This is a genomic window from Flavobacterium sp. 123, from assembly GCF_003634825.1.
GTDB lineage: Bacteria > Bacteroidota > Bacteroidia > Flavobacteriales > Flavobacteriaceae > Flavobacterium.
Window position 1 is genome coordinate 1745377 of record NZ_RBXD01000001.1, and the last position, 25971, is coordinate 1771347.

Sequence of the window (25971 nt, forward strand, 5' to 3'; positions counted from 1 at the left end):
TGTTTTTTAAATAATTATTTTATTAAAAGGAATAGACGCATGAAACCATAGCTCTGAAATTACCAACGTCTTTTTTGTTTGTTGTTGCTTTTCCAAATAGATCTGCATCACCCCAAGTGGCAGCAGTATATTCTAATTCAGGAGAAACTCTAAATTTGTTTTTCTTGAAATCTATTCTTCCAGAAGCTCTCCATACATTATCAACAACTCTAGATCCGCCCGCAGCATTTGTACCTCTCATGTAAATAGTGGCTAATGAAGTTGCAGCAGTACCAGCGCCATTGTTTTTTGTTGTTCCAAAGAAGAAACCTGGAGCAATTGATTTGCCATTGCTAGCAATATCCACCCAAAAAGAAGTCGTTTTAGTAGGGTCGTAGGATTGAATTCCTGCTACAGTAGTTCCTGTAAATCCACCTAACATTACTAAGTTGTTTAAATTTCCACCTGAAATTCCGTATGCTTTTATAGAAACTTTATCATTTGAATATTTTGCATATCCAAAAACAGAAGAACTATTTATTTTTTCTTTTGTAACCAAAGTATTTGCTGCATTAACCGTAAGTGGTTGTAATGATTTGTATTCTGCGCCAATACCCATTAATAGATTTTTTCCTTTGTATTGAATTTGTCCATTAAGTGATGGTAAAGAAGAATTTATAGATGCTGAATTTTGTGAACCTGGACCAGGAGCGGTAAATTCACGTTCTTTGTAAGCCGTAAGTGTAAGAGAAACTTCTTTGCTTAACATTTGTTTTAATTTTACTTGAGTTGCCCAGCCAAAAGGATTGAACATAATTCCAGTATTGAAATTTGCAACACCTGGAAAAACCTCAGGGATAAATGTTGGATACCAAGTTTGTCCCATTGTCAAAGAAGTTTTTGACCATTCTAAATTTACATAAGAATGTCTCAATCTGAATAATCCAATAGAAGAACCTTCTACGTTGCCAAAAAAATCGCCCTCTAATACTGCCGAAGTTTTTGCACCCCAAACATTAGGGCCTTTTGCTTTAACTCCTAATCGAGAAGTTACAGAAAGAAAATTGGATTGTCCTGTTGCATTAATATCTTTTCCGTTAGTATCTAATACTTCGTCTGAAGGATATAGGTTTAATTGACCTTCACGAACAGTTGCGGATTTTCTAGTATCCCAAATGTAATCGGTTCTTACAAAACCGTAAAGACTTATGTCCCATTCTTTTTCTGGTGTTACCGGAGTTGGTGCCGGTGTTTGAGAATATCCTTTTAGAGAAGCAAGTCCGACTAAAAGAATAAAATAACATTTTTTCATAAGTAAAATAGAGTTTGGTTAGTAAAAATGGTTGGTTTTAATACTGCCAAATTCCAATTTTTTATCAGTAAAAAAAATTTATGTATATATAAATGTAAAATGATATAGTTAATCCTTAAATCTTTCCCATTTTATAAGCATAAACTTATCACCTAGCTCTGTAATAATCATTCCTGCTCCAGATAATAATGACTTGTTTTTTAAATATTCTACAAGCTCTAAATGACTAAAAATCTTATAAGTAGGATGGTAATCTGCGTGAGAAGGTTTCTTGATATTAAACATCTTTACCCAGTTGCTAATTGTTACGTGGGAAACACCTATAATCCGTTCAATTTCCCTATAACTTAAACCTTCTAAATACAGTTGTAAGGCTTTAGTAACATAATAATCATCTATCTTTTTTCCTATTTTATTAACTGTGAAAAAATAGTTGCATTTTTTGCATAAATACCTTTGTTTGTTGTTGATTACGCCACTTTTTATGATATGATTATTTTGGCATTTTGGGCAAGATAAAATTTCCATATATATAAATTTTGCATAAATATAGTAATTTAGCAAATATCTTTATCGTAATTTCGTAAAAAAAATCAAATAAAATTACGAAAGCCTTATTTTTATTGATAAATTTATGAATGTTTCATAAATATAAGCGTTTTAAAAGATTAGTATTGTTGTTTGTGCGAGGATATTGCAAATAACTATTTATTTCTTGAATTATAACCAAGTAAGAAGAATTAATGTCAATTTTTAAATTTTCGTTTTAAAATAATATATTGGATCTGAATCTTTCATAACTGTTGATACATTAAAATATAGATTAACAGATGTAAGAAAAAAATACAAACTAAACAAATTATTTTTTTAGGGAACGAGAACGAGAACTTGCCGATCAACTATGATTTAATGTTTAAAATAGAATTAAATTTCACAAACGCCATGTACTAATGATAATTCGTAAACATATTACATCATAAAAGCAGCGACACGAATCTAATTTTATTGCAAAAGAATACGTGTGAATTTTATCATTAAAGAGGATTACAAGAAAAATTTATGGATATGAGGACGTTATTAGTTTATCTAAAAAGTGATGGATTCCTATGCATATAATCTTAACGTACTTTAACCAAAGTAAGAATTCTATTTTTAAGTGTTATTTTCCCTGAATCACAACTCCATCTAACATCTATGTTTTGACCTAATGCGACAGTTGCTATTGCTTGTAATGAAATATCTACCGTATTTATAGTACTAGATCTCATTCTCGTTGAATTTGCAATTAACGCACCATTTTGATATAAACTAAATGAGGCGAGGGCACTTCCAAGCAATGAGGTGTAAAAATTTCCAGAAACAATTGACTCATCAAAAGATGCAATTGTAATACTTCCTGTTTTTGTCCCTATATCTCCATAAATAGTTGAACTTCCAGTGTTAGAAACAACTCCTCCATTACTAAAGATGGCAAAAGAAGATATTAAATCCCAATTAATTACAGAAGAACTTCCCGAATTAGTCACATTAGAAGTTGATATACTAATAGCACCCGATTTAATAGCTAACAACTTTCCTTCTAAGAAACATCCTGCTGCCAAATCAACTGCACCACTATTTGAAATTAAACTTCCTTTAATATTTGCATTTGCACCAATTGCTATTGCACCCTCTGCTATCCAAAAAACATTTGAAGAAGTAGCTCCATTTGTCAAAATAATTTTAACGTCTGCTCCCATACTCAAAGCAGCTCCAAATTTAAAAATATAGGTTCCAGCTCCATCTAAAGTAATTATAACACCAGCAGCAACAGTACCTGCACTAGCTCCATCAGTATAAATTCCTGGTGTAAACGTTCTAGTTGCAATAACTGCATCAATAGTTACAGCAGAAGAAGTTAATGCTATTAAATTATTGTAAACAGTGAGTACATCAGTGGCAGCTTGTGAAGTTCTATCACTTGGATCTATATTATATTGAGCATTAAAAGTAACGAAATAAGTACCTCCTAACCCTGATACTAAAGACATTCCAGGTACTACTTCATCTGAAGTAGCCCTAGTAGTTATTTCTTCCGAACTATTAACTGAATAGTACTTATCAGAATTTGCTAAAACAAAAGCTGTTGTCGCAATTTGTTCCGTATTTGTTGACGGGCTTGCGGTTGGTGCCATAGCTAATCCTGATAAAGTTGGAGAATCTGACAAAACAACTTTACTATTTCCCGTTGTTGCAATTTCCTCTACAGACCCTTCTCCCGAAGTCGTTCTTCCTAAAATAGTATTAGACATCACATTCTGAATTTTAGAATAAGTCACGTTAGCATCTGAAATTTTACTTGTAATTACGGCATTATTTGAAATATCTGCTGTGATTATTGTTCCGTCATTTATCATTGAACTAATCACTTTATTAGTACCAATGGTACTTACTCCTGCATTATCTATCGTAACATCACCACTTAAAGTTACAGCTGTTGCTTTTCCATAAGCATTTCCTAGCAAAATATTTTTTTCTGCTAGATTCGAAATCAAAAGGCCAGTCCAAGAATTTTTAACCCAAACCACTATTTCAGAGCCACTTGAAAGCGAACAATCCGAACACCAAAGCATTAAACCTTCTGATGGATTATTAATTAAATCTCTTTGGACTTTGGTCATTCGAGGAAGTAAAAATCCTTTGGTTGTACTTTCAATTTCTAAAACAGCATTATCATTTATAGAATTGGAGTTATCTCCGATTTTCTGCACTATTTGTGCTGAGATATCATTGGTGAAAAACCAAAGTAAAGCGATATAAAAAAATGTTTTAGAAAATGAATTAATATGCATCATTATTTTGAAATATACTTCGAAAAAATTAATCAATGATATACCAATCTGTACCATTAGATTGTACTCGCATTGTTTTTGGATAATCCAAAGAAGAAATAGCTGTACTTTCTGTAAGTTTTAAAGCTGGACTTATGGTCAATAAATTAGCTGTCTCATCTGTTTTACGAATTACATAAATTTTCCCACTAGTAGATGACGCTGAAGGTAATGTCAATTGAAAAGGTCCTGAATTATTATTACATAAAATAGTATAATCGGAAATTGTAGCAGTATAACTTGCTATTATTGTGCTTATAGCATTAAAAGTAGAATAGACGTCAACATAGGTTTTTACTGCTTTTACAGAAGGATATTTAATATCCGAAGTTTGGTCGGTTTTTATATCTATTGATTTATTGGTTTTGTCTTCTTTTGTATCTAATGCTGTTTGTGTAGCCGTAGAAATTGGTTTTAATAAATCTGTTGTATTATCAACATTACCCAAACCAACCATTGTGGCTGTAATTCCCGAAACTGTTCCTGTGAATGTTGGTGAAGCTAACGGTGCTTTTAAAGTCAAATCACTATTACTTGATTTTGTATCTAATGCTGTTTGCGTAGCCGTAGAAATTGGTTTTAGTAAATCTGTTGTATTATCAACATTACCCAAACCAACCATTATGGCTGTAATTCCCGAAACTGTTCCTGTGAATGTTGGTGAAGCTAACGGTGCTTTTAAAGCCAATGCTTCATTATCTGCTAAAGTAGTCCATTTACTTCCTTTCCAAATTTGCAAACCAACTAAGGAACCATCTGTTATAAATACTACCAAACCTTCTGGGAGACTAGTACCCATGGTTGTCTGATTTGCAGCTGTCATTCGAGGAGGTAAAAATCCTTTGGTCGTGCTTTCTAATTCTAAAACTGCCTTAGGATTAATTGTAAACGAATTAGATCCAATTTTTTGCACAATTTGAGCAGAAACATCTGTAATTGAGAAACCTAGTAGAATAAGTACTACTATAATTTTCGAAATTTTTTTGTAATTCATATTATTTTATATTATTAATTGAGGTTAGTTGATAACATACCAGACTTTTCCGTCTGATTGTATCTTAAATGTTTTTGGGTAATTTAATTGTGAAATGGTATTATTTTTTGATAATTGTATTGGTGGATTTATATTTAATTCATTTGAAGTTTCATCTATTTTATTAATAACATATACTTTACCTGGACAGCTACCTACCACTGGTAAATTGATTGTAAATGCTCTCATTTCATTATCACATAAAATGGTATAATCGGTTTCGAGAAGATTATAATCATTAGATATTAAGACAATTGCATGTATTGACTGATTGCCATCTAATTTTTGAATGGCTTGAATAATAGTATCATCAACAGTTATTTTTCCTACTCCACTTTTATATCCAGTTAGTATTTTTGAAATAACTGCGCCATTATCTATACTAATCACTCCCGAATTACTAAGGAATGCTTCTCCAGAAACCTGAAACTCTTTAGCCACACCCTCACTGTTCCCAATGAAAATGGCTCCAGATGATAGATTATTTATGGCTGGAACGCCTCCATTATCTCCAACTAAAATCCAAATAGGATTCGATTTTGTTCCTATATTAATTTCGATTGCCTGTAGTGTAGTATTATATAACATCAAAGCATTAGCTGGATTTTTAATTAAATCCCGTTCATCCGAAGTCATTCTAGGAATCAACAATCCTTTGGCTTTAGAATCAATATCTAAAACCGAAGATTCATCAGGTTTTTTGGTGCCAATGCCTATTTGAGCAACTACAAAACTAGATTGCAGTATTGTTAATAATATCAAATAATTATATATTTTCATTTTTTTTAAGATCGATTTATCAAAAATCAAAATCTACTTTTTATTGATTATTTTCTTTGTAAAAAGTGAGGCACTATTATCCAATTCAATTTTTACAATATATATTTCATCCGCATGATTGAATGGTTTCTCATATTTAAGATTCCCATTTAGCCGTTCCGAAAATATTTTTTTCCCCAGAATATCATAAATAATCAATGCCGTTATTGGTAATGAAGCTTCAATGAATAATCTGCTTTTACTTACATATGCTGTCAATTCTACTTTATCAAATTTAGGAACTAGTAGTTGTTTCGTTGTAGTACCTAATGAAAAAGCAGAATAAGCCGAAAAATCCACTTCTGCATTCGAGCTAATAGATCCAGAAACTAAACTACTTATTTCGCCTAGTATAGAATATTCATCAATTATTGAAGGTATTCTAACCCAAGATAACCCATTCCAGCCTACAATAGTTAAATTAGGTAGTGAAGATGATGTTAAAGTCGAAATAGTACTTGAAGATCTCCAACTAAGCGAAATGCCTGCATTTGTCCCCGCACTCTTTATATTCCAATATTCAACCGAAGATATTGATGAAATAAAGACATCCAAATTACTTCCAATTGTATTTGGTGATGATCGAAAATAGGCCGCATCCACACCTTCATTAGTGGACGGAATTACTTTAATTGGGGCATAAACTCCAGATTGTCCTATCGGTAAAACAAAAGAGGTATTACTATTTGTTTGAGCATACCCATTTACAAAATGCATGTCATTAGCTCCGTTCCAAGTTGCTCCATTTGAAAACGATAAAACTCCATAATCTATTTTCGTCAGGCTAGTTGCTGTTGACCCCAAACCAAAATCAAAGTCGCCAGCTCCTATATAAAATATGCTATTATCACCAATATATAATTCACCAGCATTTTGAACTTGTGCCTGAAGCGTATTTAATTTAAAAAATATTATAGCAAATAAAATATGGACCAAAAATGATCTTAGTTTTTGTCTAAGAATCATTATGAATTTATGAATGAAGTAAAAATTGTTTTTTTAATTAATGAAGGAAATTTGTTTGTTTTTATAGGTGGGGAAATCACAATAATGTTATTTAAATAATTAACTGATTGTTAATATTTTATAAAAGTAGTTTAAACAAAACTCGTTTGACCTAATAAAGAAATAAAACAGTATAAAAGACTATTATATGTGTTTAATATGTGTTTTTACTTACCTAAATTGTAAAAAAAAACTAAATATTTGTTTTTAAAATAGTTAGTTTGGGTTTTATTTGAAAAATATAATCAATAATCACAACTAAAAAGTGTCTATTTTAATCAAACTGGAAGTGGGACTAAAATACTTGTCGTTTTCAATTGTTAACGGTCAGTTAGATTCAAATTTTGCTTCAACTATGGCTTGAATAAAGTCTTATTTCAATTATTTTCAAACCTAATTCTAATAATAGGTCCATCTATTAACATATACTAAAAATGATAAAGTTGATTAAGAATCAGTATAACATTATAAATGAAGAATTTTGAAATTGACAATAAACATAATTATAGTACTAGTGAAACATTATTTTAATTAGCCTAAGTAAAGAAAAAAAAGTGCGTAAATTCAATTACGCAACCTTCTAGAAGAAGTCGGTGGATTATAGTCGTTTCTTTTTGTGTCCTGCCCTCATTTGTAATAAAGAAAAACAAATTAATTTAATTTCTAAATTTAAAGAGATTAATTTAGATTAAATTCATAAGTTTTGGGTATAGAAAACACCCTTAGAGGCACACTGTAAAAACAAAAAATCCCTAACATCTTGAATTTAAGATAATTAGGGAATTTTTTCGTGGTACCTCCAGGGATCGAACCAGGGACACATGGATTTTCAGTCCATTGCTCTACCATCTGAGCTAAGGTACCGTTCTTATTGCGGGTGCAAATATAGGATGATTTTTAATTTATCCAAAACAAATTTTAAAAAAAATCAATTCGTACCTTCGCAAAGTCAAATAATAAATTATGATTCTAACAATAGATGTAGGGAATACTAGGATTAAAGGTGCTGTTTTTGAGGGTGATATCCTTTTGGAACATTTTGTTTTCTTGAAAAAAGAGCACAAAAATAATATTCAAAATATTTTAAAAAAATATAAAAAAGTATCTCATTTAGTGGTTTCATCTGTCGGAGAACTCGAAAAAGATTCTTTTTCTCATTACAATAACCATTTAAAAGTAGACTTTATATCGCACAAAGATCCTTTTCCATTTACTAATGGATATGCGACTCCGCAAACTTTAGGAATTGATCGTATGGTGCTGGCTGCTGGCGCAACGCTTCAGTTTCCAAATCAGAATAGATTAATTATTGATGTTGGGACTTGTGTTACTTATGATTTTGTTGACGAGAATGATGTTTATCTTGGAGGTGCAATAGCGCCTGGTTTGCGTTTACGATATGAATCATTACATAACTACACCGCTAAATTGCCTTTATTGGCTTCGAAAAATCCAGATAGTTTCATTGGAAAATCTACTGCCGAATCAATTCATTCTGGAGTTGTAAACGGGTTCGCCTATGAGATTGACGGTTTTATCGATGAATATAAGGCACACTATTCAAACTTTATAATAATTTTAACGGGTGGCGATACAGAATTTTTGGCTAAACGATTAAAAAATACCATATTTGCCAATTCAAATTTCCTTCTCGAGAGTTTGAATCAAACATTTCAATATAAAATCAAAAATGATTAAAAAAATTATAACAAGCGCCTTCCTGATTTTGTCATTCGTATCTTTTGCTCAAGAAGGAACGGCTTCTCCTTATTCTTTCTTTGGAATCGGTGATGTTAGATATAAAGGAACCTCAGATATTCGTTCAATGGCTGGAATTGCAGTGGAGCAAGATAGTATTCATATCAATATGGATAATCCTGCTAGTTATGCTAATTTAAAAAATACGGCTTTTGCAGTTGGTGGTACTTATAATACAACAAAGTTGAAAACGAGTTCGGAATCAGCGAGTGCTCGTAGAACAACACTTGATTATTTAGCTGTTGGTTTGCCTTTGGGTAAATTTGGACTTGGATTTGGATTACTTCCATATTCTTCTGTTGGATATAAAATAGAATCTTTGGCTACTGATGCCACTCAAAATAATAATAGATTTAATGGAACTGGTGGTTTGAGTAAGGTTTTTTTAGGAATAGGGTATAAAATAACGCCTAGTTTAAGTTTTGGTGCTGATGCGCATTATAACTTTGGAAAAATTGAAACCAGCAGTTTAGAGTTTATTACAGGAGTTCCTGTTGGAACACGAGAGCTTAATAAGGTAGATCTATCTGGAGTTAATTTTGATGCAGGATTAATGTATCAGACTAAAATCAATAAAAAGTTAAGTTTCTTTAGTAGCTTGAATTATACTTTGGAGAGCACTTTGTCTTCAACAAATAAAAGAAGCATATCTACAGTAATGTATAATGCAAATTATGATTTGAGTCTTGTGGATGCAATTGATGATGTAACTACTCAAAAAGATTTAAAATTACCTAGTAAACTAACTATAGGAGTGGGAATTGGAGAAGCTAGAAAATGGCTTGTAGGTGCTCAAGTAAGCATGCGTGATGCAGGTAGTTTAGCAATTAGCTACAATAACTTAGATAACGTTTCCTATGAAAAACAACAAAAATATAGCTTAGGTGGATATTACATTCCTAATTACAAATCCTATACGAGTTATGCTAAAAGAATTGTTTATCGCGGAGGATTTAGATACGAGAAAACAGGTCTAGTTGTCAATTCAGAGTCGATAAATGATATGGGAATTACTCTTGGTATTGGAATGCCAATAACGGGGTCTTTTTCTAATATTAATTTTGGTTTCGAAATTGGAAAAAAAGGAACGACTACCTCAGGTTTAGTTCAAGAAAATTATGCAAACCTTAGTGTTGGAATGTCACTTAATGACAAATGGTTTGTAAAAAGAAAATTCAATTAGAGCCTGAAACAGCTTAGGTGTCTATCATTTTGTTAAATTCCGTATAATGGATTTTTTGAAAAAAAACATACTATTTCCTTTTGTAGCAATTTTTACTTTATTGTTGTTTTTTGGATGTGAAAGTAATTTTAAAGAAGTCCAAAAAATTAACTTCTCAGATTTTGTTCCTAGTAGTGATGCAGAAAATATAAATCTAAAATATACTGATTCAGGCCGAATTACGGCTGCTTTATTAAGTCCTAAAATGTTGGATTTTGCTAGCGTAGATTTTCCTTTTACAGAATTTCCAAAAGGAATTCGGGTTACTATTTATGATAAAAATGGTAAAAAAACATTTGTAAAATCTAACTATGCGGTGTCTTACAAGCAAACCGGAATTATAGATTTACAGGGAAAAGTCAAAATAAGCACAGAAGAAGGACAAAACTTAGAAACGGAGCAATTGTATTTTGATCAAAAAAACGATTGGTTTTTTACGGAAAGGAAGTTTAAATTTTCAGATAAAAAGGGAGCCTCAAACGGACAGGGAATCGATTTTAGTAAAGATTTCAAAGTAATTAATTCCCAGAGAATAACAGGCGAAATTGAATCAGCCGAATAAATTTATATACAAAAATTATGAGTTACCTTAAATTTACGCCTTACATCTATCTTATTTTTGGAGTTTATCTTATTTATGATGGAATTACCAAATTTAATGATCCTAATGAAAATCCTTGGCTAAGTCTTTTGTTTGCTGGATTGGCAATTTTTATGTTTTTCTTTAGAATGAGATTTGCTAAAAAATTTGAAGACAGAAACAAAAAGTCTTAATTAATGGAAATAAGTATCATAATATTGTGTTTAATACTATGTGCCTTTTTTTCAGGAATGGAGATTGCCTTTATTTCTTCGAATAAAATTTATCTTGAAATTGAAAAAAAACAAGATAATTTCATTTCAAAAACGCTTACAAAACTTACCGAACAACCCTCTAAATTTATTGTTGCAATGCTTGTTGGGAACAATATTGCATTAGTCGTATATGGGTTTTTTATGGGGGATTTATTGATGCGCTGGATAGATTCATTTGGCTATCATTTTTTAGGATTGGTGGATTTACTTGTGCAAACTGTTTTGTCGACTTTTATTGTTTTGATAACGGCAGAATTTTTACCTAAAGTATTTTTTCAAATTTATGCCAATTCGTTATTGAAGTTTTTTGCACTTCCTGCTTATTTTTTCTACAAATTATTTTACTTCATTTCTACTTTTTTTATTTGGATTTCAGACTTTTTTCTAAAGAAATTCTTTAAAACGCAAGGCGATCAAGTGCAATTGTATTTTAGTAAAGTGGAACTAGGAAATTATATTACGGAACAGATGAGCACTGTCGAAGATAACGAAGAAGTAGATTCCGAAATTCAAATTTTCCAAAATGCATTAGAGTTTTCTAGTGTGAAAGCAAGAGATGTAATGACTCCTAGAACGGAAATTGCGGCAATTGATATATTTGATTCAGTGGTTGACTTGAAAGAATTGTTTATCAGTACCGGATATTCTAAGATTGTGGTTTATCAAAATTCATTAGATGATATTATTGGGTATGTTCATTCTTTTGATTTGTTCAAAAAACCAAAAAGCATCAAACAAGTAATGATATCGGTTGAATTCGTGCCAGAGACAATTTATATAAAAGACGCCATGAATTTGCTTACTAAGAAGCGAAAAAGCGTTGCCGTTGTTTTAGATGAACACGGCGGAACTTCTGGAATTATTACAATTGAAGATATTGTAGAACAGCTTTTTGGTGAAATTGAAGATGAACACGATTCAGATGAAGAATTAATTGAAAAAGAATTAGAAGAAGGCGTTTTTCTTTTTTCAACACGATTAGAAGTTGAATATTTAAATCAAACCTACAAACTTGATATTCCTGAAGAAGATTCGTACGGAACTTTAGGAGGTTTTATAGTTAATTTCACCAAAAATATCCCTCAAAAAGGAGATCAAATCAGTATAGGAAACTATCATTTTGTTATCGAAGAGGCGACAAATAAGAAAATAGAATTAGTTAAAATGTCAGTACGGGAGTGATTTTTTTTGGAAAATTAAAATTTCTTGCAAAATAAAACGCTACTAGTATTATTATTAATTAGATAATTGTATTTTCGCAAACTGAATATAAAAATTAACAACAATAAAAATGGCAGTTTTAGCAAAAATTAGACAACGTTCCGCCTTATTGATAGCAGCTATTGCAATTGCATTATTTGCATTTATAATACAAGATCTTATCGGTAAAGGTGGTTTTGGTAAAAACACTAAAGATGTAGGAAGCATCGATGGAAAAGATATTTCATTTGAAGACTTTAGAGTAAAAGTGAGCAATGTTGAAAAAAGTGGTCAAGGGATTACTTCAACAGCAGCTGCAAATAGAGTTTGGGATCAAGAAGTTTCTATCGCTTTACTAACATCAGAATTTGATAAATTAGGATTGAGAGTTGGTGAAAAACACCTAATCGAAATTTTAAAATCTGACCAAAATATAGGGAAAAATCCAATTTTCTTGAATGCAGCTGGAATGTTTGATTTGGCTAAATTTAAAGAATATTTTAAATCAAATCCAGAGCAAGCTCAGTATCTAAAAGATAGAGAGAAAGACGCGGAACTTAATGCAAAATTCCAAATTTACAATACCTTAATTAAAGCGGGTCTTTACACTACTGAAAGTGAAGGGAAATTGAAATATGAAATGGAATCTAATAAAGTAAACTTTGCTTATGTTGCAGGTTTATATTCTACAATTAAAGATAGTGATGTGAAAGTTACTGACGATGAAATTGTAGATTTCATGAAGAAAAACGAAAAGAAATATAAAGCAGATGAAACTCGTGAAGTGGAATATGTTTTAATTGAAGACAAAGCTTCAAAAGAAGATGAAGATGAGGTTAAAGCAAAAATAACTGCTTTGTTATCCGGTAGTGTTGTTTACAACCAAGCTACAGGTAAAAACGATACATTGCCAGGATTTAAAAATGCTTCAAATACAGTTGATTTTGTAAACTCAAATTCAGATGTTCCTTACGATTCTTCGTATGTTGCCAAAAAAGATTTACCTGCTATTGATGCAGATCAATTGTATAATTTAGCTCCAGGAGCTGTTTATGGACCTTATAAATTTGGAAACTACTATTGTATTTCAAAATCTTTCGGAAGAAAAGCTGGTGTAAATGCTAAAGCAAGTCATATCTTAATTAGCTACGAAGGAACACAAGTTCCAAATCAAAAAGAGAAAAGAACTAAAGAAGAAGCAAAAGCAAAAGCGGAAGCTATCTTAGCTCAAGTAAATGCAAATCCAGATAGTTTCTTGATGTTAGCATTTACTAATTCTGATGATTCATCAGCACAACAAGGTGGTGATTTAGGATATTTTGGTCCAAACCAAATGGTAAAACCTTTTAATGATTTTGTTTTCAATAACAGTATTGGTAAAGTAGGTTTAGTTGAAACTCCTTTTGGATTCCATATTATCAAAATTACAGATAAGCAAGACGGAGTTCGTTTAGCTACTGTAGCTCAAAAAGTAGAAGCTTCTGAAGCAACTTCTGACAAAGTATTTACTCAAGCTACAAAATTTGAAATGGATGCTATAGCAGGAGATTTTGATAAAGTTGCTAAAGACATGAAATTAGCTATAGCACTTCCAGTTACTGTAAAAGGAATGGATGAGACTTTTGGAACTTTAGGTAGCCAAAGAACAATAGTAAGATGGGCTTTTGAAGATGATACTAAAGTAGGAACGGTAAAAAGATTTGAGGTTGCTAATTTAGGTCACGTAATTGCTAAGCTTCAAAAAATTGATAATTCAGGATTACTTCCTGTAAGTATGGCTAGAAGTTATGTGGAGCCAATCATTAAAAACAAGAAAAAAGCAGAGTTGATCAAAGCTAAAATGACAGGTAGTTCAATTGAAGCAATTGCAAAGGCTACAGGTTCAACTGTACAACAAGCAGCTGGTATTACAATGGAAAATCCAGTTTTAGCAAATGTTGGTCAAGAACCAAAAGTTGTTGGAAATGCATTTGCTTTGTCAGCGAATAAATTGTCAGCTCCAATTGAAGGAAATACAGGAGTTTATGTAGTTAAAAATTTAAGTACAGTAAAAGCTCCAGCTTTAAAAGAACATGCTGCTTATGTTGCTAAATTAAAAGCACAAAGCGCATCTGATGCAGGAAGAGTTGTTCCAGCATTGAAAGATAAAGCTAAGATTGAAGATAACAGAAGATTGTTCAACTACTAATCGTAGTTTACAGTTTAAAATAGAAAAACCCGATACATTGTATCGGGTTTTTCATTTTGTAAAAGTATTGAAAGCAGTAAACATTTTAGACTTACAATATCATTTCGGAATATGGGATAATGGTTTCGTATCCTTTTGAATTGAAATAAGCTTTAGGATTGTCATTCGAAATAACTAAAACAAAATCCCCACCCCAAGCACCAAGGCTTTTTACGATTCCTTTAAAATCTGGAAATAAAGCTTCTTTAACGGTTTTCATTTCTAAAATAGTACTCAAAGCAATTTCATGTTTTTCAATTGCTGCTGCAAATGAATTTAGGTTTTTAGCTTCAATAACAGCTTGTGTTATGGCATCATTTGTTTGGATATTCTTTTCCAAATGATTGTTTTTGTTATTGTAATAAGAAGCAATAGCGACCTTACTACTTTGCTTTTTGTTTAAATAAACAAAGTATAAATGTTCTGTAAACTCCGGATTGAAAGTTACTTTTTCGACCATAGCTTTTCCTTGTTCTAAGGAAAATAAAATTGGACTGTTATTTTGTGCGCAAGCAATATCATAACCACTCCCTCCAAAACTGTTTTGAAGCAATGTAAAAGCATCAATTTGCAACCACTGAGCAATGTTGTTAATCAGGGTAGAAGAGGTTCCTAATCCCCAGTTTTTAGGGAAACTAAGTTCGGTAGTAATCGTATATCCTTCACCGTCGTTTATAAAATTTGGATTTAATTTATAAGCTTCGTGCAGAATTGTAATTAATGTTGTTTTGACCGTTTCAATTTTAGATTCAATAGGATTTGAAATCTCCGAAAATGTAACGATTTCTTCAAACCATACACTGCCGTCAAAATCGTAGCTTTTCCAATGAATTTCTTGGGTTGTTCCTTTTTGAACCACAAGATTTTGACCAAATTTTGTAGGCAATGCAAAGGCTTTGGCGCCGTCTAAAACTAGATATTCCCCTGTGATTAAAAGTTTTCCGTTACTGTAAAATTCTGTTTTCAATGGATTAAATTAAAAAAGGTTGGTATTAATGCGGAATTATTTTCTTATATTTTCAATATAATCAACAACAGCACTATGCGAAACTACATGATGTTTGAAATGTTTTCGAATCAAAACACGTTCTTCTTCAGTAGCCATAAATTGGTTTAAAATATTATTTAAGTGCATTTTCATATGTCCGTCTTGAATTCCAGTTGTTGTCAAGGAGCGCAAAGCGGCAAAGTTTTGTGCTAAACCAGCTACGGCTACAATCTGCATTAACTCCTTAGCAGAAGGTTTTTCGAGCATGTCTAGCGATAATTTTACCAATGGATGCAAGGAAGTTAATCCTCCAACAGTTCCTAAAGCCAAAGGAACTTCTAGCCAAAAAGTAAATATATTATTCTCTATTTTTGCATGAGAAAGACTAGAATAGTGCCCGTTTCTAGAAGCATAAGCATGAATACCAGCTTCAATTGCTCTGAAATCATTTCCTGTTGCTAAAACAACGGCATCAATTCCATTCATAATTCCTTTGTTATGAGTAACTGCTCTGAAAGGTTCAACCTCGGCAATTGTAACGGCTTGAACAAATCGTTCAGCAAATGCTGTTGGATCAGAAATATGTTTTTCTTCTAATTCGTTTATTGGACACGAAACTTCGGCTCTAACGATGCAATTTGGAACATAATTTGACAAAATACTCATGACAACTTGAATGTCTTTCTCTGTTTCTGAAAACGATTCATGCACTTGTGCTTCTTCTTTTAGTATTTTGGCAAATTGCTCTAAACAGGAATTGATAAAGTTAGCGCCCATACTATCAATTGTTTCAAAAGTAGCGTGAAGTTGAAAGTAATTAGGGATTAAATGAGTTTTATCTTTTAGAATAATATCCAGAATTCCACCACCACGCTTCTGCATGTTTTTAGTAATGTTTTCTGTTTCTATGAAAAACTTAGATTTTATTTGGTTAAAAAAATCAGCTAGTTTAGAATGGTCTCCTTTAAATATAAAATGAACTTGCCCTATTTTTTCGGTGTCAATTACAGAAGCTTTAAATCCGCCACGTGTAGACCAAAATTTTGCTGCTTTTGAAGCTGCAGCTACTACCGAACTTTCTTCGATTGCCATTGGTACGGTATAATATTTTCCGTTAATCAAGAAGTTTGGCGCTACTCCAAGTGGTATATAGAAATTTGATATTGTATTTTCGATGAATTCATCGTGTAATTTCTGTAAATTTTCGTCAGAATTCCAGTAGTTTTTCAGTGTCGTTATGGCTTCCTGGGGATTTAAAAAGTATTCCTTGGCAATCCAATTAATTTTTTCTTCTTTAGAAAACTTTGAAAATCCTGCAATGACATTATTCATTCTCAATTGATTATGTTATACTTATTCGCAAAGATACAATTTTAGCCGTTTTGTTTCTACTGTAGCGGATTCAATAAATAGGCTTGAGTAATATTCTTTTAACATTTAACACATCAAATGTGAAATAATTGTAAATTTTTCACTAAAATTGACGGTTTTTAAATCTAAATTATTTTTATGAATTCGAAAAAAATTACTGCCTTACTTTTGTTCTTATGTTGTACGGTTTTTGGACAACAAAAAATTACAATTGACGAAATTTACAACGGAACTTTTCGTGCGGAAGAAATGGATGAATTGCAATCCATGAAAAACACCAATCAATATACGGTTTTGAATTTAGATTATCAATCTAGGTCGATGACTATTGATTTGTATGATTTTGCTACCCTCAAAAAAGTAACTACTCTTATTGATACAAAATCATTTAAGGAATTAGAAAATGGTATTGACAGCTATACTTTTGATGATTCAGAAAAACAAATTTTAATAGCGTGCAACTCTAATAAAATCTTCCGTCATTCTTTTACGGCAGATTATTATTTGTATAATTTGGATAACAAACAACTGACTAAATTGTTTGAAGATCAAGTTCAAGAACCTACTTTTTCTCCTAACGGCAAAAAGATTGCCTATTCTAAAGAAAACAACTTGTATGTTTATGATATTGCTTCAAAACAATCCACTGCGATTACTACGGATGGCAAAAAAAATAGCATCATCAATGGAATAACGGATTGGGTTTATGAAGAAGAATTTGCCTTTGTGAGAGCTTTTGATTGGAGTAAAGACAGTAAAAAAGTAGCTTATATACGTTTTGATGAAACAGAAGTACCTGAATTTTCAATGTCTATTTTTGAAAAAAATTTATATCCAACTATCGAAACGTTCAAATATCCAAAAGCTGGAGAGAAAAATTCATTAGTGTCTTTGCATCTTTATGATGTGGATTCAAAAGGAACTAAAAATGTTAATTTAGGAACGTATAATGATTTTTATATTCCAAGAATAGAATGGACAAATGATGCAAATGTATTGTCAGCTAAAATATTGAATCGTCATCAGGATAATTTAGATTTATTGTTTGTAGATGGTACCACTGGAGCAACGAAAGTTGTTTTAAACGAAAAAGATAAAGCATATATTGATTTTGTAGATACTGATAATCTTACATTCTTGAAAGACAATAGTTTTATCTGGACAAGTGAAAAAGATGGTTTTAATCATATTTACGTATATGATAAAACAGGAAAATTAAGAAAGCAAGTTACCAAAGGAAACTGGGAAGTAACTTCGTATTATGGTTTTGATGAAAAAACCAATACTGTTTTTTATCAATCTACAGAAAACGGTTCTATTAATAGAGATGTATACCGAATAAGTTTAGATGGGAAAAATAAATTGCGTTTATCTAAAAATGTAGGAACAAATGCCGCTACTTTTAGTCCGAATTTTCAATATTATATCAATACCTTCTCGAGTGCAAATCAACCAACAACATATACATTGAACGAAGCTAAATTAGGCAAACAAGTTCAGAGTATAGAAGATAATCAAGCGCTAGCTTCTAGATTAAAAAATTACAATTTGCCTTCAAAAGAGTTTTTTGTAATGAAAACAGCAAAAGGGAATGAATTGAATGCTTGGATTATGAAACCAAAAGATTTTGACCCAAGTAAAAAATATCCTGTTTTTATGTATCAATATTCAGGACCAGGTTCTCAGCAAGTTAACAACGAATGGAATTCATATGATGATTATTGGTTCATGATGTTGACGCAACAAGGATATATTGTTGCTTGTGTTGATGGTCGTGGAACAGGTTTTAAAGGAGCTGACTTTAAGAAAGTAACTCAAAAAGAATTGGGTAAATATGAAGTTGAAGATCAAATTGATGCCGCTAAAGAAATAGGGAATTATGCTTTTGTAGATAAAACTAGAATAGGAATTTTCGGTTGGTCTTATGGAGGATTTATGTCTTCAAATTGTATTTTGAAAGGAAATGATGTTTTTAAAATGGCAATTGCTGTTGCTCCAGTAACAAACTGGCGTTTTTATGACAGTGTGTATACCGAAAGATACATGCAAACTCCTCAAGAAAACCCTAGTGGTTATGATGAAAACTCACCAATTAATCATGTTAATAAATTAAAAGGCAAATACCTTTTGATACACGGTTCAGGTGATGATAATGTACATGTGCAAAATACAATGCAAATGATGGAAGCTTTGATTCAAGCAAACAAACAATTTGATTCGCAAATTTATCCGGATAAAAACCATGGAATTTATGGTGGAAAAACTAGAATACAATTGTATACTAAAATGACTAACTTTATCAAAGAAAATTTATAATTCAACCTTAATTTATACCTAACCAAAATAAATAATATGGCAGAAACTCAAGTGAAAACAGCACATCCAAAAGGACTTTGGGTATTGTTTGGAACAGAAATGTGGGAACGATTCAATTTCTATGGAATGCGAGCCTTATTGACTTTGTTTTTAGTTAATTCGTTAATGATGAAAGAAGAGGATGCCTCTCTTATTTATGGGGGATTCTTAGGACTTTGTTATTTGACTCCTATGTTAGGAGGATTTATTGCGGATCGTTTTTTAGGAAATAGAAACTGTATTTTACTTGGCGGACTAATGATGGCTATCGGACAATTATTATTGTTTGCTAGTGGAAGTATTTTTCCTGCTAATTTAAGTTTAGCTACTACCATAATGTATGGTGGTTTAGGCGTAATCGTTTTTGGAAATGGGTTCTTCAAACCAAATATTTCAAGTATGGTAGGGAGTTTGTATCCAAAACAAGAAAAAAGTAAGCTTGACACCGCTTTTACTATTTTCTATATGGGAATCAACTTAGGAGCTTTTTTAGGCCAGTCTATTTGCCCATTATTAGGTGATGTTAGAGATACAGGAGGTGTTAGAGATATACATGCATTCAAATGGGGATTTCTTGCCGCTTCGATAGCAATGCTTGTTGGGACTTTGATTTTTTACTTTTTAAAAAATAAATATGTTGTTACTCCAGAAGGTAGACCACTAGGAGGATTGCCATCTAAAAATGTAGCTGCCGATTTTGAAGAAGGAGAAGCACAAAAAGCTGTTTTTTCTAAATCATCTTTAATTATTGCGGGAATTGTATTTTTTATTTTAGGAGCAATTGTTCACTTTGTTTTTGGACAAAACTTAATTTACACTTTAATTTATTCTAGTGGATTAACATTAGCAGGATTAATTATCTCTGATTCTTCTTTAACAAAAATCGAAAGAGATCGAATTATTGTTATTTATATTGTTTCCTTTTTTATAATCTTCTTCTGGGCTGCTTTTGAACAGGCGGGATCTTCACTAACTTTCATTGCTGATAATCAAACAGATAGAAACTTTTTTGGATGGCAAATGCCACCTTCAATGGTTCAAATTTTTAATGGGCTTTTTGTAGTAATTTTAGCTGTGCCATTCAGTATGTTATGGGATAAATTAAGAGCCTCAAACAAGGAGCCAATTTCGCCAGTTAAATTAGCAGTTGGTTTATTGTTGATTACTATTAGCTTTTTTATGATTGCTAATCAGGTTAAAGATTTAGGTAATTCAGGGCTATTAGCTATTAAATGGTTGATATTATTGTATTTGTTAAATACTTGTGCAGAATTGTGTTTGTCACCTATTGGATTATCATTAGTGGGTAAATTATCACCAAAACGTTTCTCTTCACTTTTGTATGGTGTGTTTTTCTTGTCGAATGCTTCAGGATATGCTTTGGGAGGTACTTTAGGATCTATTTTGCCAGCAACAGGAGATAAATTTAATAAAGCAAAAGAATTAGGAATTGACTTGCAAGGTATTTTAGATAAAACAATAACGCCAACAGCAGAGCAGTTAAAATTATTAGCAGACCATAACATTAGTGATCATAACAATATTTTTGTTGGTTTTGAAATCCATAATTTATTTGAATTCTTTATGGTCTTTGTAGTTTTAACGGGTATTGCAGCAATTATTTTATTTGCATTGACTCCATTTTTGAAAAAAATGATGCACGGTGTTCGTTAATTTTGCAATGTAAATTTTAGAAACATCATCTTTTTGAACCATTCAAGAAGATGGTGTTTTTTTGTAAAGAATAGTTTTAAAACAAAAAGGATATAATGGAACAAAATTTAAGTTTAGAGCAAATACAAAATTTCAGTGGTAAATACCCAAAACAATTGTGGTATTTGTTTATGGTAGAAATGTGGGAACGATTCTGTTTTTATGGTATGCGAGGCGTTCTTACTTTTTTTATGGTAGACCAACTTTTCTTAAAAGATGAGGCTGCTAATCTACAATATGGAGCAATACAAGCATTTGTTTATGCCTTTACTTTCATAGGAGGAATTTTTGCAGATAAGATTTTAGGATTTAAGAGGTCATTATTTTTTGGAGGTATTGTAATGATTTTCGGAAATCTTCTGATTGCTTTTTCACCGCAAGAAATGTTTTATTATGGAATTGCTTTTTCGATTATTGGAACCGGCTTTTTTAAACCAAATATTTCATCAATGGTAGGGGAATTATATCATGAAGAGGATAGTCGTAGAGATGCTGGTTACGGAATGTTTTACGCAGGAATAAATGTTGGGGGACTTTTAGGAGGTGCGCTATGTATTTATTTAGGTAAATATTATTCGTGGTCTTTATGTTTTCTTTCTGCAGGAATTGTAATGATTTTGGGCTTAGTAACGTTTTTGTTAACCAAAAAACATTTAGGACCAATTGGAGATTCTCCATTATTAAATTTGGATCCAAAGAAAAGGAAAATTAAAGAAATAGCAGTTTATGCAGGTTCGTTATTGAGTATCCCTTTTATATTCATAATGGTGAAAAACACTGATTTCACAGACTATTTCATGTATACAATAGGGATTATTGCGGTACTATATTTTTTATTAGAAGTGTTTAATTTGAAACTAGCTACAGCACGTAAAAAATTATTAGCAGCATTTTTATTTATATTTTTCTACTTTTTATTTAATGCAATTTACGAACAAAGTGGCGGTTCATTATCCTTGTTTGCCAAAGACAATTTAGACTCTAAATTATTGTTTTTTAATATCGATCCAAACGTGGTTAATAATAGTTCTAATTCGTTGTTCGTAATTATTTTTAGTCCAATAGTTGGGCTACTTTGGTTATGGATGGCAAAAAAGAAAATCGAACCAAGTTCAGTTATTAAGTTTGGAATAGGATTTTTATTTCTAGGTGCTTCTTTCTATTTGTTTTATTACACGCGCTTTTTTGCGAATGCAGAAGGAATAACATCATTGAACGTATTTACTTTTGCGTATTTGATAACGACCATTGGGGAGTTGTGTTTAGGTCCAATAGGAATGTCTATAATAACTAAGCTTTCGCCAAAAAGACTTTTCGGAATGATGATGGGATTATGGTTTTTAGCGAGTGCTTTTGGCCAATTTGCAGCGGGTAAACTTGGTGCTGAAATGTCTAAATCAAATACCGGAACAACTTTAGTTTCTAAGTTGCAATCTTATACGGAAGGATATTATCAGCTAGCGGTTTATTCTATTATTGCGGGAGTGTTCCTAATCGTGATGACTCCTCTGATAAAAAAATTAATGCACGGAGTTAAATAATTTAGTATTTTAGGCATTATTTTTGAAGACAAATTAATTAAAATATAAAAGATGAAAAAGATATTTATAACGATTTTTTTCTTTGCTATTTCTTTCGCTGTTGAAGCTCAAGAGTTAGTATGGGAAACCAATGTAAACAAAGCATTAGAAGTTTCTAATAAAACTAAAAAACCATTATTGCTGTTTTTTACGGGTAGTGATTGGTGTGGATGGTGCATTAGATTGCAAAAAGAAGTTTTGAAAACTCCTGAGTTTGCTAAATGGGCAAAAGAAAATGTTGTTTTAGTTGAGTTAGATTATCCAAGAAGAACTCCACAATCTGCTGAAATTAAAAAACAAAATAACGAGTTGCAACAAGCTTTTGGAATACAAGGATTTCCAACTATCTTCTTTGCAAGAGGAACGACAAAAGATGGAAAAATTAATTTTCAAGGTATAGGAAATACGGGTTATGTGGCCGGTGGACCTACAGCATGGTTAGCTGTTGCTGATGGAATTTTGAAAAAATAACAATTCTAATTTAGGATATAAAATCCCTTTTCACTAGTAGCGTGAAAAGGGATTTTTTGTTTCAAGCAACTCGTCTTCCAAAGTTTTTGAACAGTTTTGTAATTTGAGGCATCTGCAACAACAATTTTTGGTTTTATAGTTTCGAATAATCGATCTAAATTTATTTTAGGGGATTGCGTTAAAATCAAAATGTCTGGATTAGAATTCTTCGGATAAATTCCCAAACTGTCCAAAATAAGAATTTTGTTTCCCTTAAAAAACGAAAGGTTCCGAATTGTTTTTTTATGTTTTAAACTACTAAAATTACCTACTAAATAAGCATTTAGCAGAATGTTTTTTGAAGCAGTGTTTAAACTTTTGTTATTGGTGTATAGTGTAACTTCTTTTCCCATGCGTCCTGTTATTAAGGTGTTTTTTTTCGAATTAAAAACAATCCATTCTTGTTGATTATTTACTTCCCAGTTGTTTTGTATGAATGTAATTTGCAACAGGATAATTGAAAATAATATAAAAATTAATCTGTTGAAATGAGGTTTTTTAAACCAGATAATTGTGCAAATTATTAATAGATAGCTGTTTAATAATAGCTGTGTATTAAAAGGAATATCTCTTATAATGAACTCTTCTATAGAAGCTATTTTATTGATGATTGTGTTCATAAAATAAATACTCCATTCTAAGGTTTTAGTTAGGAATAACGGAATACAATTGATTGCGGCTAATCCCATAACTAATACGCCTAAGACCATTATAAATCCCATAAAGGGTAGGATTATTAAATTTGTTACAAAGAATAAACCTGGGAATTGATGAAAGTAAAATAGGCTTAATGGCAAGGTGCCAATTTGTGCTGCAAAGGAAACAGTAAGAATATCCCAAATGTATTTTTTGATTTTGTTTTTTGGTTCCCAAAGTGAAGCCAAAAGCGGCTGAAACCAAACTATGAAAAACAATGCAATATAGCTCAATTGAAATCCTACATCAAATAAAAACGAAGGTTGAACTAACAAAATAAGCAATATTGAAACCAACAAAGTATGATAAATATTAACGCTTCTTCGCAGATGATTGCCAATAGCTACAATTGAAAACATAGTCACAGATCGAACGACTGATGGAGCAAGTCCAGCTAAAATTCCGAATAAGGATAAAGAAACTAGAATTGCAATTAACTTTATAAAGGAACCCTTTCTGGTGTTAGGAATTGGTTTTAATACAAAGGTTATAAAAATCAAAATGAAACCTATGTGTAAACCAGAAACCGATAAAATGTGTACGGCTCCTGCATATTGATAATCCCGAATTATTTCAGGTGAAATATCTTGTTGTTGCCCCAGAATTAATGCTATTGCAACATTCAACTCGGTTTTGTTAAAGTTGCTTTTCTCTAAATTGCTTATGATTCTTGTTCTTAATACGGAAGTATAATACCAAATGTCTTTTTGGATATAGTTGCTAACCTTTATTTCATCGATGTCAGCATATAATTGCGCATAGATTTGTTTGTTTTCAAGATACTTACTGTAATCAAATTGGTTTGGATTTTTGGTGTTGTTGTTTTTATATAAAGTACTGTTTATTTGCAATTGTGTTCCTATTTCAAACGGATGATTCAAGCTGTCTTTATGAATATTGACAATAATTCTACCAGAGTATTTTGAATGATCAATACTGTTGATTAGTGCAATATATCGGTTGCTTGAGGTTGAGTTTTTCAACTTTTCTCTTAGTGTGAGGCTTATGATATGTGGTTTTTCAAAAGCATCTTTATTATGGATGTAATTGTTTTTCTGGTAGGAATCGGTATGGGTTATTTGTGTAATTATACCAATTGCAAAGGCTAATAAATAGGTGGTTATACCAAAATAGATTGTTTTAGTAAATTTTTTTCTAAGTAAAAAATAGGCGATGCTAAAACTACTTATAGAAATTACAAGTATTATTTTTGCCAATGCTGGTTCAAGCTTTAGATAATTGCTGATTAAAATTGCAGAAACAAAAACTAACGTAATTCTTGCCAAAGGAAATTGTAGTACTTTCATAAAACTAAAGTACTTATTTATTTGTAAGAAATAACTTTATTTGTAAGAAATAATTTAGTTTAAATCTGCAACAATCAGTTTAGCAGTTTTTTGGCTGGCACCAATTCCGCCTAATTTTTCTTCTAGTAGATCATAATTATGTAGAATGACTTTACGATGGTTAGGCTCTAGAATTTTTTTCAGTTCTTCGGAGATGCGTTTTGGATTGCATTGCTCTTGAATTAACTCTGTGACTACCTCTTCGTCCATAATTAGATTGACAAGTGAAATGTATTTTAGTGTTATAATACGTTTTGCAATTTGATAAGAAGCCCAACTGCCTTTGTAACAAACAACTTCGGGTACTTTAAAAAGAGCTGTTTCAAGCGTTGCAGTTCCTGAAGTAACTAATGCTGCCGTAGCATTACGCAATAAATCATATGTTTTATTGGATATAAACTTTATATTTTTATTCGAAATAAAATCTTGATAAAACGAAAATTCCTGACTTGGCGCTCCAGCAATTACAAACTGATATTCGGGGAAATCATTTACTACACTCAACATAACGGATAGCATTTTGATGATTTCTTGTTTTCGGCTGCCAGGTAAAATAGCAATAATAGGTTTTTCGTTTAGTTTATTTTCAGTTCTAAAAACACTTGCGTCAATTTCGGGATAATTATGAATAGCATCAATTAAAGGATGGCCAACAAATGAAACGGGATACTGATGTTTGTCCTCATAAAAGCTTTTTTCGAAAGGTAAAATGACATACATTTTATCAACATCTTGTTTGATATCTTTGATTCGGCTTTCTTTCCACGCCCATATTTGAGGTGAAATATAATAATGTGTTTTTAGTCCTAATTTTTTGGCCCATTTGGCTATTCGCAAATTAAAACCTGGATAATCAATAAAAACCAATACATCGGGTTGAAATTCAAGAATGTCTTTTTTACATATTTTGATGTTATTCAAAATAGCTTTTAAATTGAAAAGCACTTCAACGAATCCCATAAAAGCTAATTCGCGGTAATGTTTTACTAAAGTGCCCCCTACATTTTGCATTAAATCACCACCCCAAAATCGGATGTTGGCTTTAGGATCTTCTTTGTATAATGCTTTCATTAAATTTGAACCATGCAAATCTCCTGATGCTTCTCCCGCTATAATGTAGTATTTCATTTTT

The 25971-nt window shown here is 31.5% G+C and carries 20 protein-coding genes and 1 tRNA gene; 10 read left to right on the top strand and 11 right to left on the bottom strand.

The features are described from left to right. Window positions 1-22: 22 nt before the first annotated feature. From C8C88_RS07575 to C8C88_RS07605, 7 genes are all read right to left on the bottom strand, one after another. The gene (locus C8C88_RS07575) at window positions 23-1291 is read right to left on the bottom strand and encodes a hypothetical protein (RefSeq protein ID WP_121337525.1); all 1269 of its coding nucleotides are present in this window, start codon (window positions 1289-1291) and stop codon (window positions 23-25) included. 108 nt (window positions 1292-1399) lie between these two features. Continuing rightward, window positions 1400-1819, bottom strand: a complete 420-nt coding sequence (locus C8C88_RS07580; RefSeq protein WP_121337526.1) for a helix-turn-helix domain-containing protein — start codon at window positions 1817-1819, stop codon at window positions 1400-1402. A gap of 590 nt (window positions 1820-2409) precedes the next feature. After that, window positions 2410-4125 carry an ice-binding family protein gene (locus C8C88_RS07585; RefSeq protein WP_158588987.1) on the bottom strand — a complete coding sequence of 572 codons (1716 nt, stop codon included), beginning with the start codon at window positions 4123-4125 and terminating at the stop codon, window positions 2410-2412. A gap of 25 nt (window positions 4126-4150) precedes the next feature. Beyond that, window positions 4151-5155, bottom strand: coding sequence for a hypothetical protein (locus C8C88_RS07590; protein ID WP_121337528.1), 1005 nt, complete (start codon window positions 5153-5155; stop codon window positions 4151-4153). Window positions 5156-5179: 24 nt separating this feature from the next. Next, window positions 5180-5974, bottom strand: a complete 795-nt coding sequence (locus C8C88_RS07595; protein ID WP_121337529.1) for a hypothetical protein — start codon at window positions 5972-5974, stop codon at window positions 5180-5182. Window positions 5975-6007: 33 nt separating this feature from the next. After that, window positions 6008-6979 (bottom strand): hypothetical protein, encoded by a 972-nt coding sequence (locus C8C88_RS07600; protein ID WP_121337530.1) that lies wholly within the window; start codon window positions 6977-6979, stop codon window positions 6008-6010. An 830-nt stretch (window positions 6980-7809) separates the two neighbouring features. Beyond that, window positions 7810-7882 (bottom strand) — tRNA-Phe (locus tag C8C88_RS07605). A 99-nt stretch (window positions 7883-7981) separates the two neighbouring features. Between C8C88_RS07605 and C8C88_RS07610 the strand changes: the two genes are divergently transcribed. From C8C88_RS07610 to C8C88_RS07635, 6 genes are all read left to right on the top strand, one after another. Next, window positions 7982-8716 carry a type III pantothenate kinase gene (locus C8C88_RS07610; protein WP_121337531.1) on the top strand — a complete coding sequence of 245 codons (735 nt, stop codon included), beginning with the start codon at window positions 7982-7984 and terminating at the stop codon, window positions 8714-8716. After that, window positions 8709-9959 (top strand): hypothetical protein, encoded by a 1251-nt coding sequence (locus C8C88_RS07615; protein WP_121337532.1) that lies wholly within the window; start codon window positions 8709-8711, stop codon window positions 9957-9959. The genes C8C88_RS07610 and C8C88_RS07615 overlap by 8 nt, the downstream gene beginning before the upstream one ends. A 46-nt stretch (window positions 9960-10005) precedes the next feature. Continuing rightward, window positions 10006-10560 carry an LPS export ABC transporter periplasmic protein LptC gene (lptC, locus tag C8C88_RS07620; RefSeq protein WP_121337533.1) on the top strand — a complete coding sequence of 185 codons (555 nt, stop codon included), beginning with the start codon at window positions 10006-10008 and terminating at the stop codon, window positions 10558-10560. A 17-nt stretch (window positions 10561-10577) separates the two neighbouring features. After that, entirely contained in the window at window positions 10578-10772 is a 195-nt protein-coding gene (locus tag C8C88_RS07625; RefSeq protein ID WP_121337534.1) for a hypothetical protein, read from the top strand. A gap of 3 nt (window positions 10773-10775) precedes the next feature. Next, window positions 10776-12035 carry a hemolysin family protein gene (locus C8C88_RS07630; protein WP_121337535.1) on the top strand — a complete coding sequence of 420 codons (1260 nt, stop codon included), beginning with the start codon at window positions 10776-10778 and terminating at the stop codon, window positions 12033-12035. A gap of 109 nt (window positions 12036-12144) precedes the next feature. Further along, window positions 12145-14241, top strand: coding sequence for a peptidylprolyl isomerase (locus tag C8C88_RS07635; protein WP_121337536.1), 2097 nt, complete (start codon window positions 12145-12147; stop codon window positions 14239-14241). Window positions 14242-14332: 91 nt separating this feature from the next. Here the strand turns inward: C8C88_RS07635 and C8C88_RS07640 are convergent, their stop codons facing one another. Next, window positions 14333-15247, bottom strand: coding sequence for a GYDIA family GHMP kinase (locus C8C88_RS07640; protein ID WP_121337537.1), 915 nt, complete (start codon window positions 15245-15247; stop codon window positions 14333-14335). Window positions 15248-15283: 36 nt separating this feature from the next. After that, complete coding sequence (locus tag C8C88_RS07645; RefSeq protein WP_121337538.1) at window positions 15284-16600, bottom strand: hydroxymethylglutaryl-CoA reductase, degradative; 1317 nt, start codon at window positions 16598-16600, stop codon at window positions 15284-15286. Between the two features lie 177 nt (window positions 16601-16777). Here C8C88_RS07645 and C8C88_RS07650 point away from each other — a divergent pair, with 177 nt between their 5' ends. From C8C88_RS07650 to C8C88_RS07665, 4 genes are all read left to right on the top strand, one after another. Then, entirely contained in the window at window positions 16778-18955 is a 2178-nt protein-coding gene (locus C8C88_RS07650; RefSeq protein ID WP_121337539.1) for a S9 family peptidase, read from the top strand. A gap of 36 nt (window positions 18956-18991) precedes the next feature. Further along, a complete protein-coding gene (locus tag C8C88_RS07655) occupies window positions 18992-20668 on the top strand; it encodes a peptide MFS transporter (protein ID WP_121337540.1) in 1677 nt (558 codons plus the stop codon). Between the two features lie 95 nt (window positions 20669-20763). Then, window positions 20764-22248: a peptide MFS transporter gene (locus C8C88_RS07660; protein ID WP_121337541.1), complete on the top strand. Its 1485-nt coding sequence runs from the start codon at window positions 20764-20766 to the stop codon at window positions 22246-22248. Between the two features lie 51 nt (window positions 22249-22299). After that, on the top strand, window positions 22300-22758 hold the full coding sequence (locus C8C88_RS07665) for a thioredoxin family protein (protein WP_121337542.1): 459 nt from the start codon (window positions 22300-22302) through the stop codon (window positions 22756-22758). A 5-nt stretch (window positions 22759-22763) separates the two neighbouring features. On the opposite strand, the gene C8C88_RS07670 is transcribed toward C8C88_RS07665, so the two are convergent. Together C8C88_RS07670 and lpxB are read right to left on the bottom strand one after the other, a co-directional pair. Further along, window positions 22764-24800: a ComEC/Rec2 family competence protein gene (locus C8C88_RS07670; protein ID WP_121337543.1), complete on the bottom strand. Its 2037-nt coding sequence runs from the start codon at window positions 24798-24800 to the stop codon at window positions 22764-22766. A gap of 54 nt (window positions 24801-24854) precedes the next feature. Then, window positions 24855-25967, bottom strand: a complete 1113-nt coding sequence (gene lpxB / locus C8C88_RS07675) for a lipid-A-disaccharide synthase (RefSeq protein WP_121337544.1) — start codon at window positions 25965-25967, stop codon at window positions 24855-24857. Window positions 25968-25971: the final 4 nt, after the last annotated feature.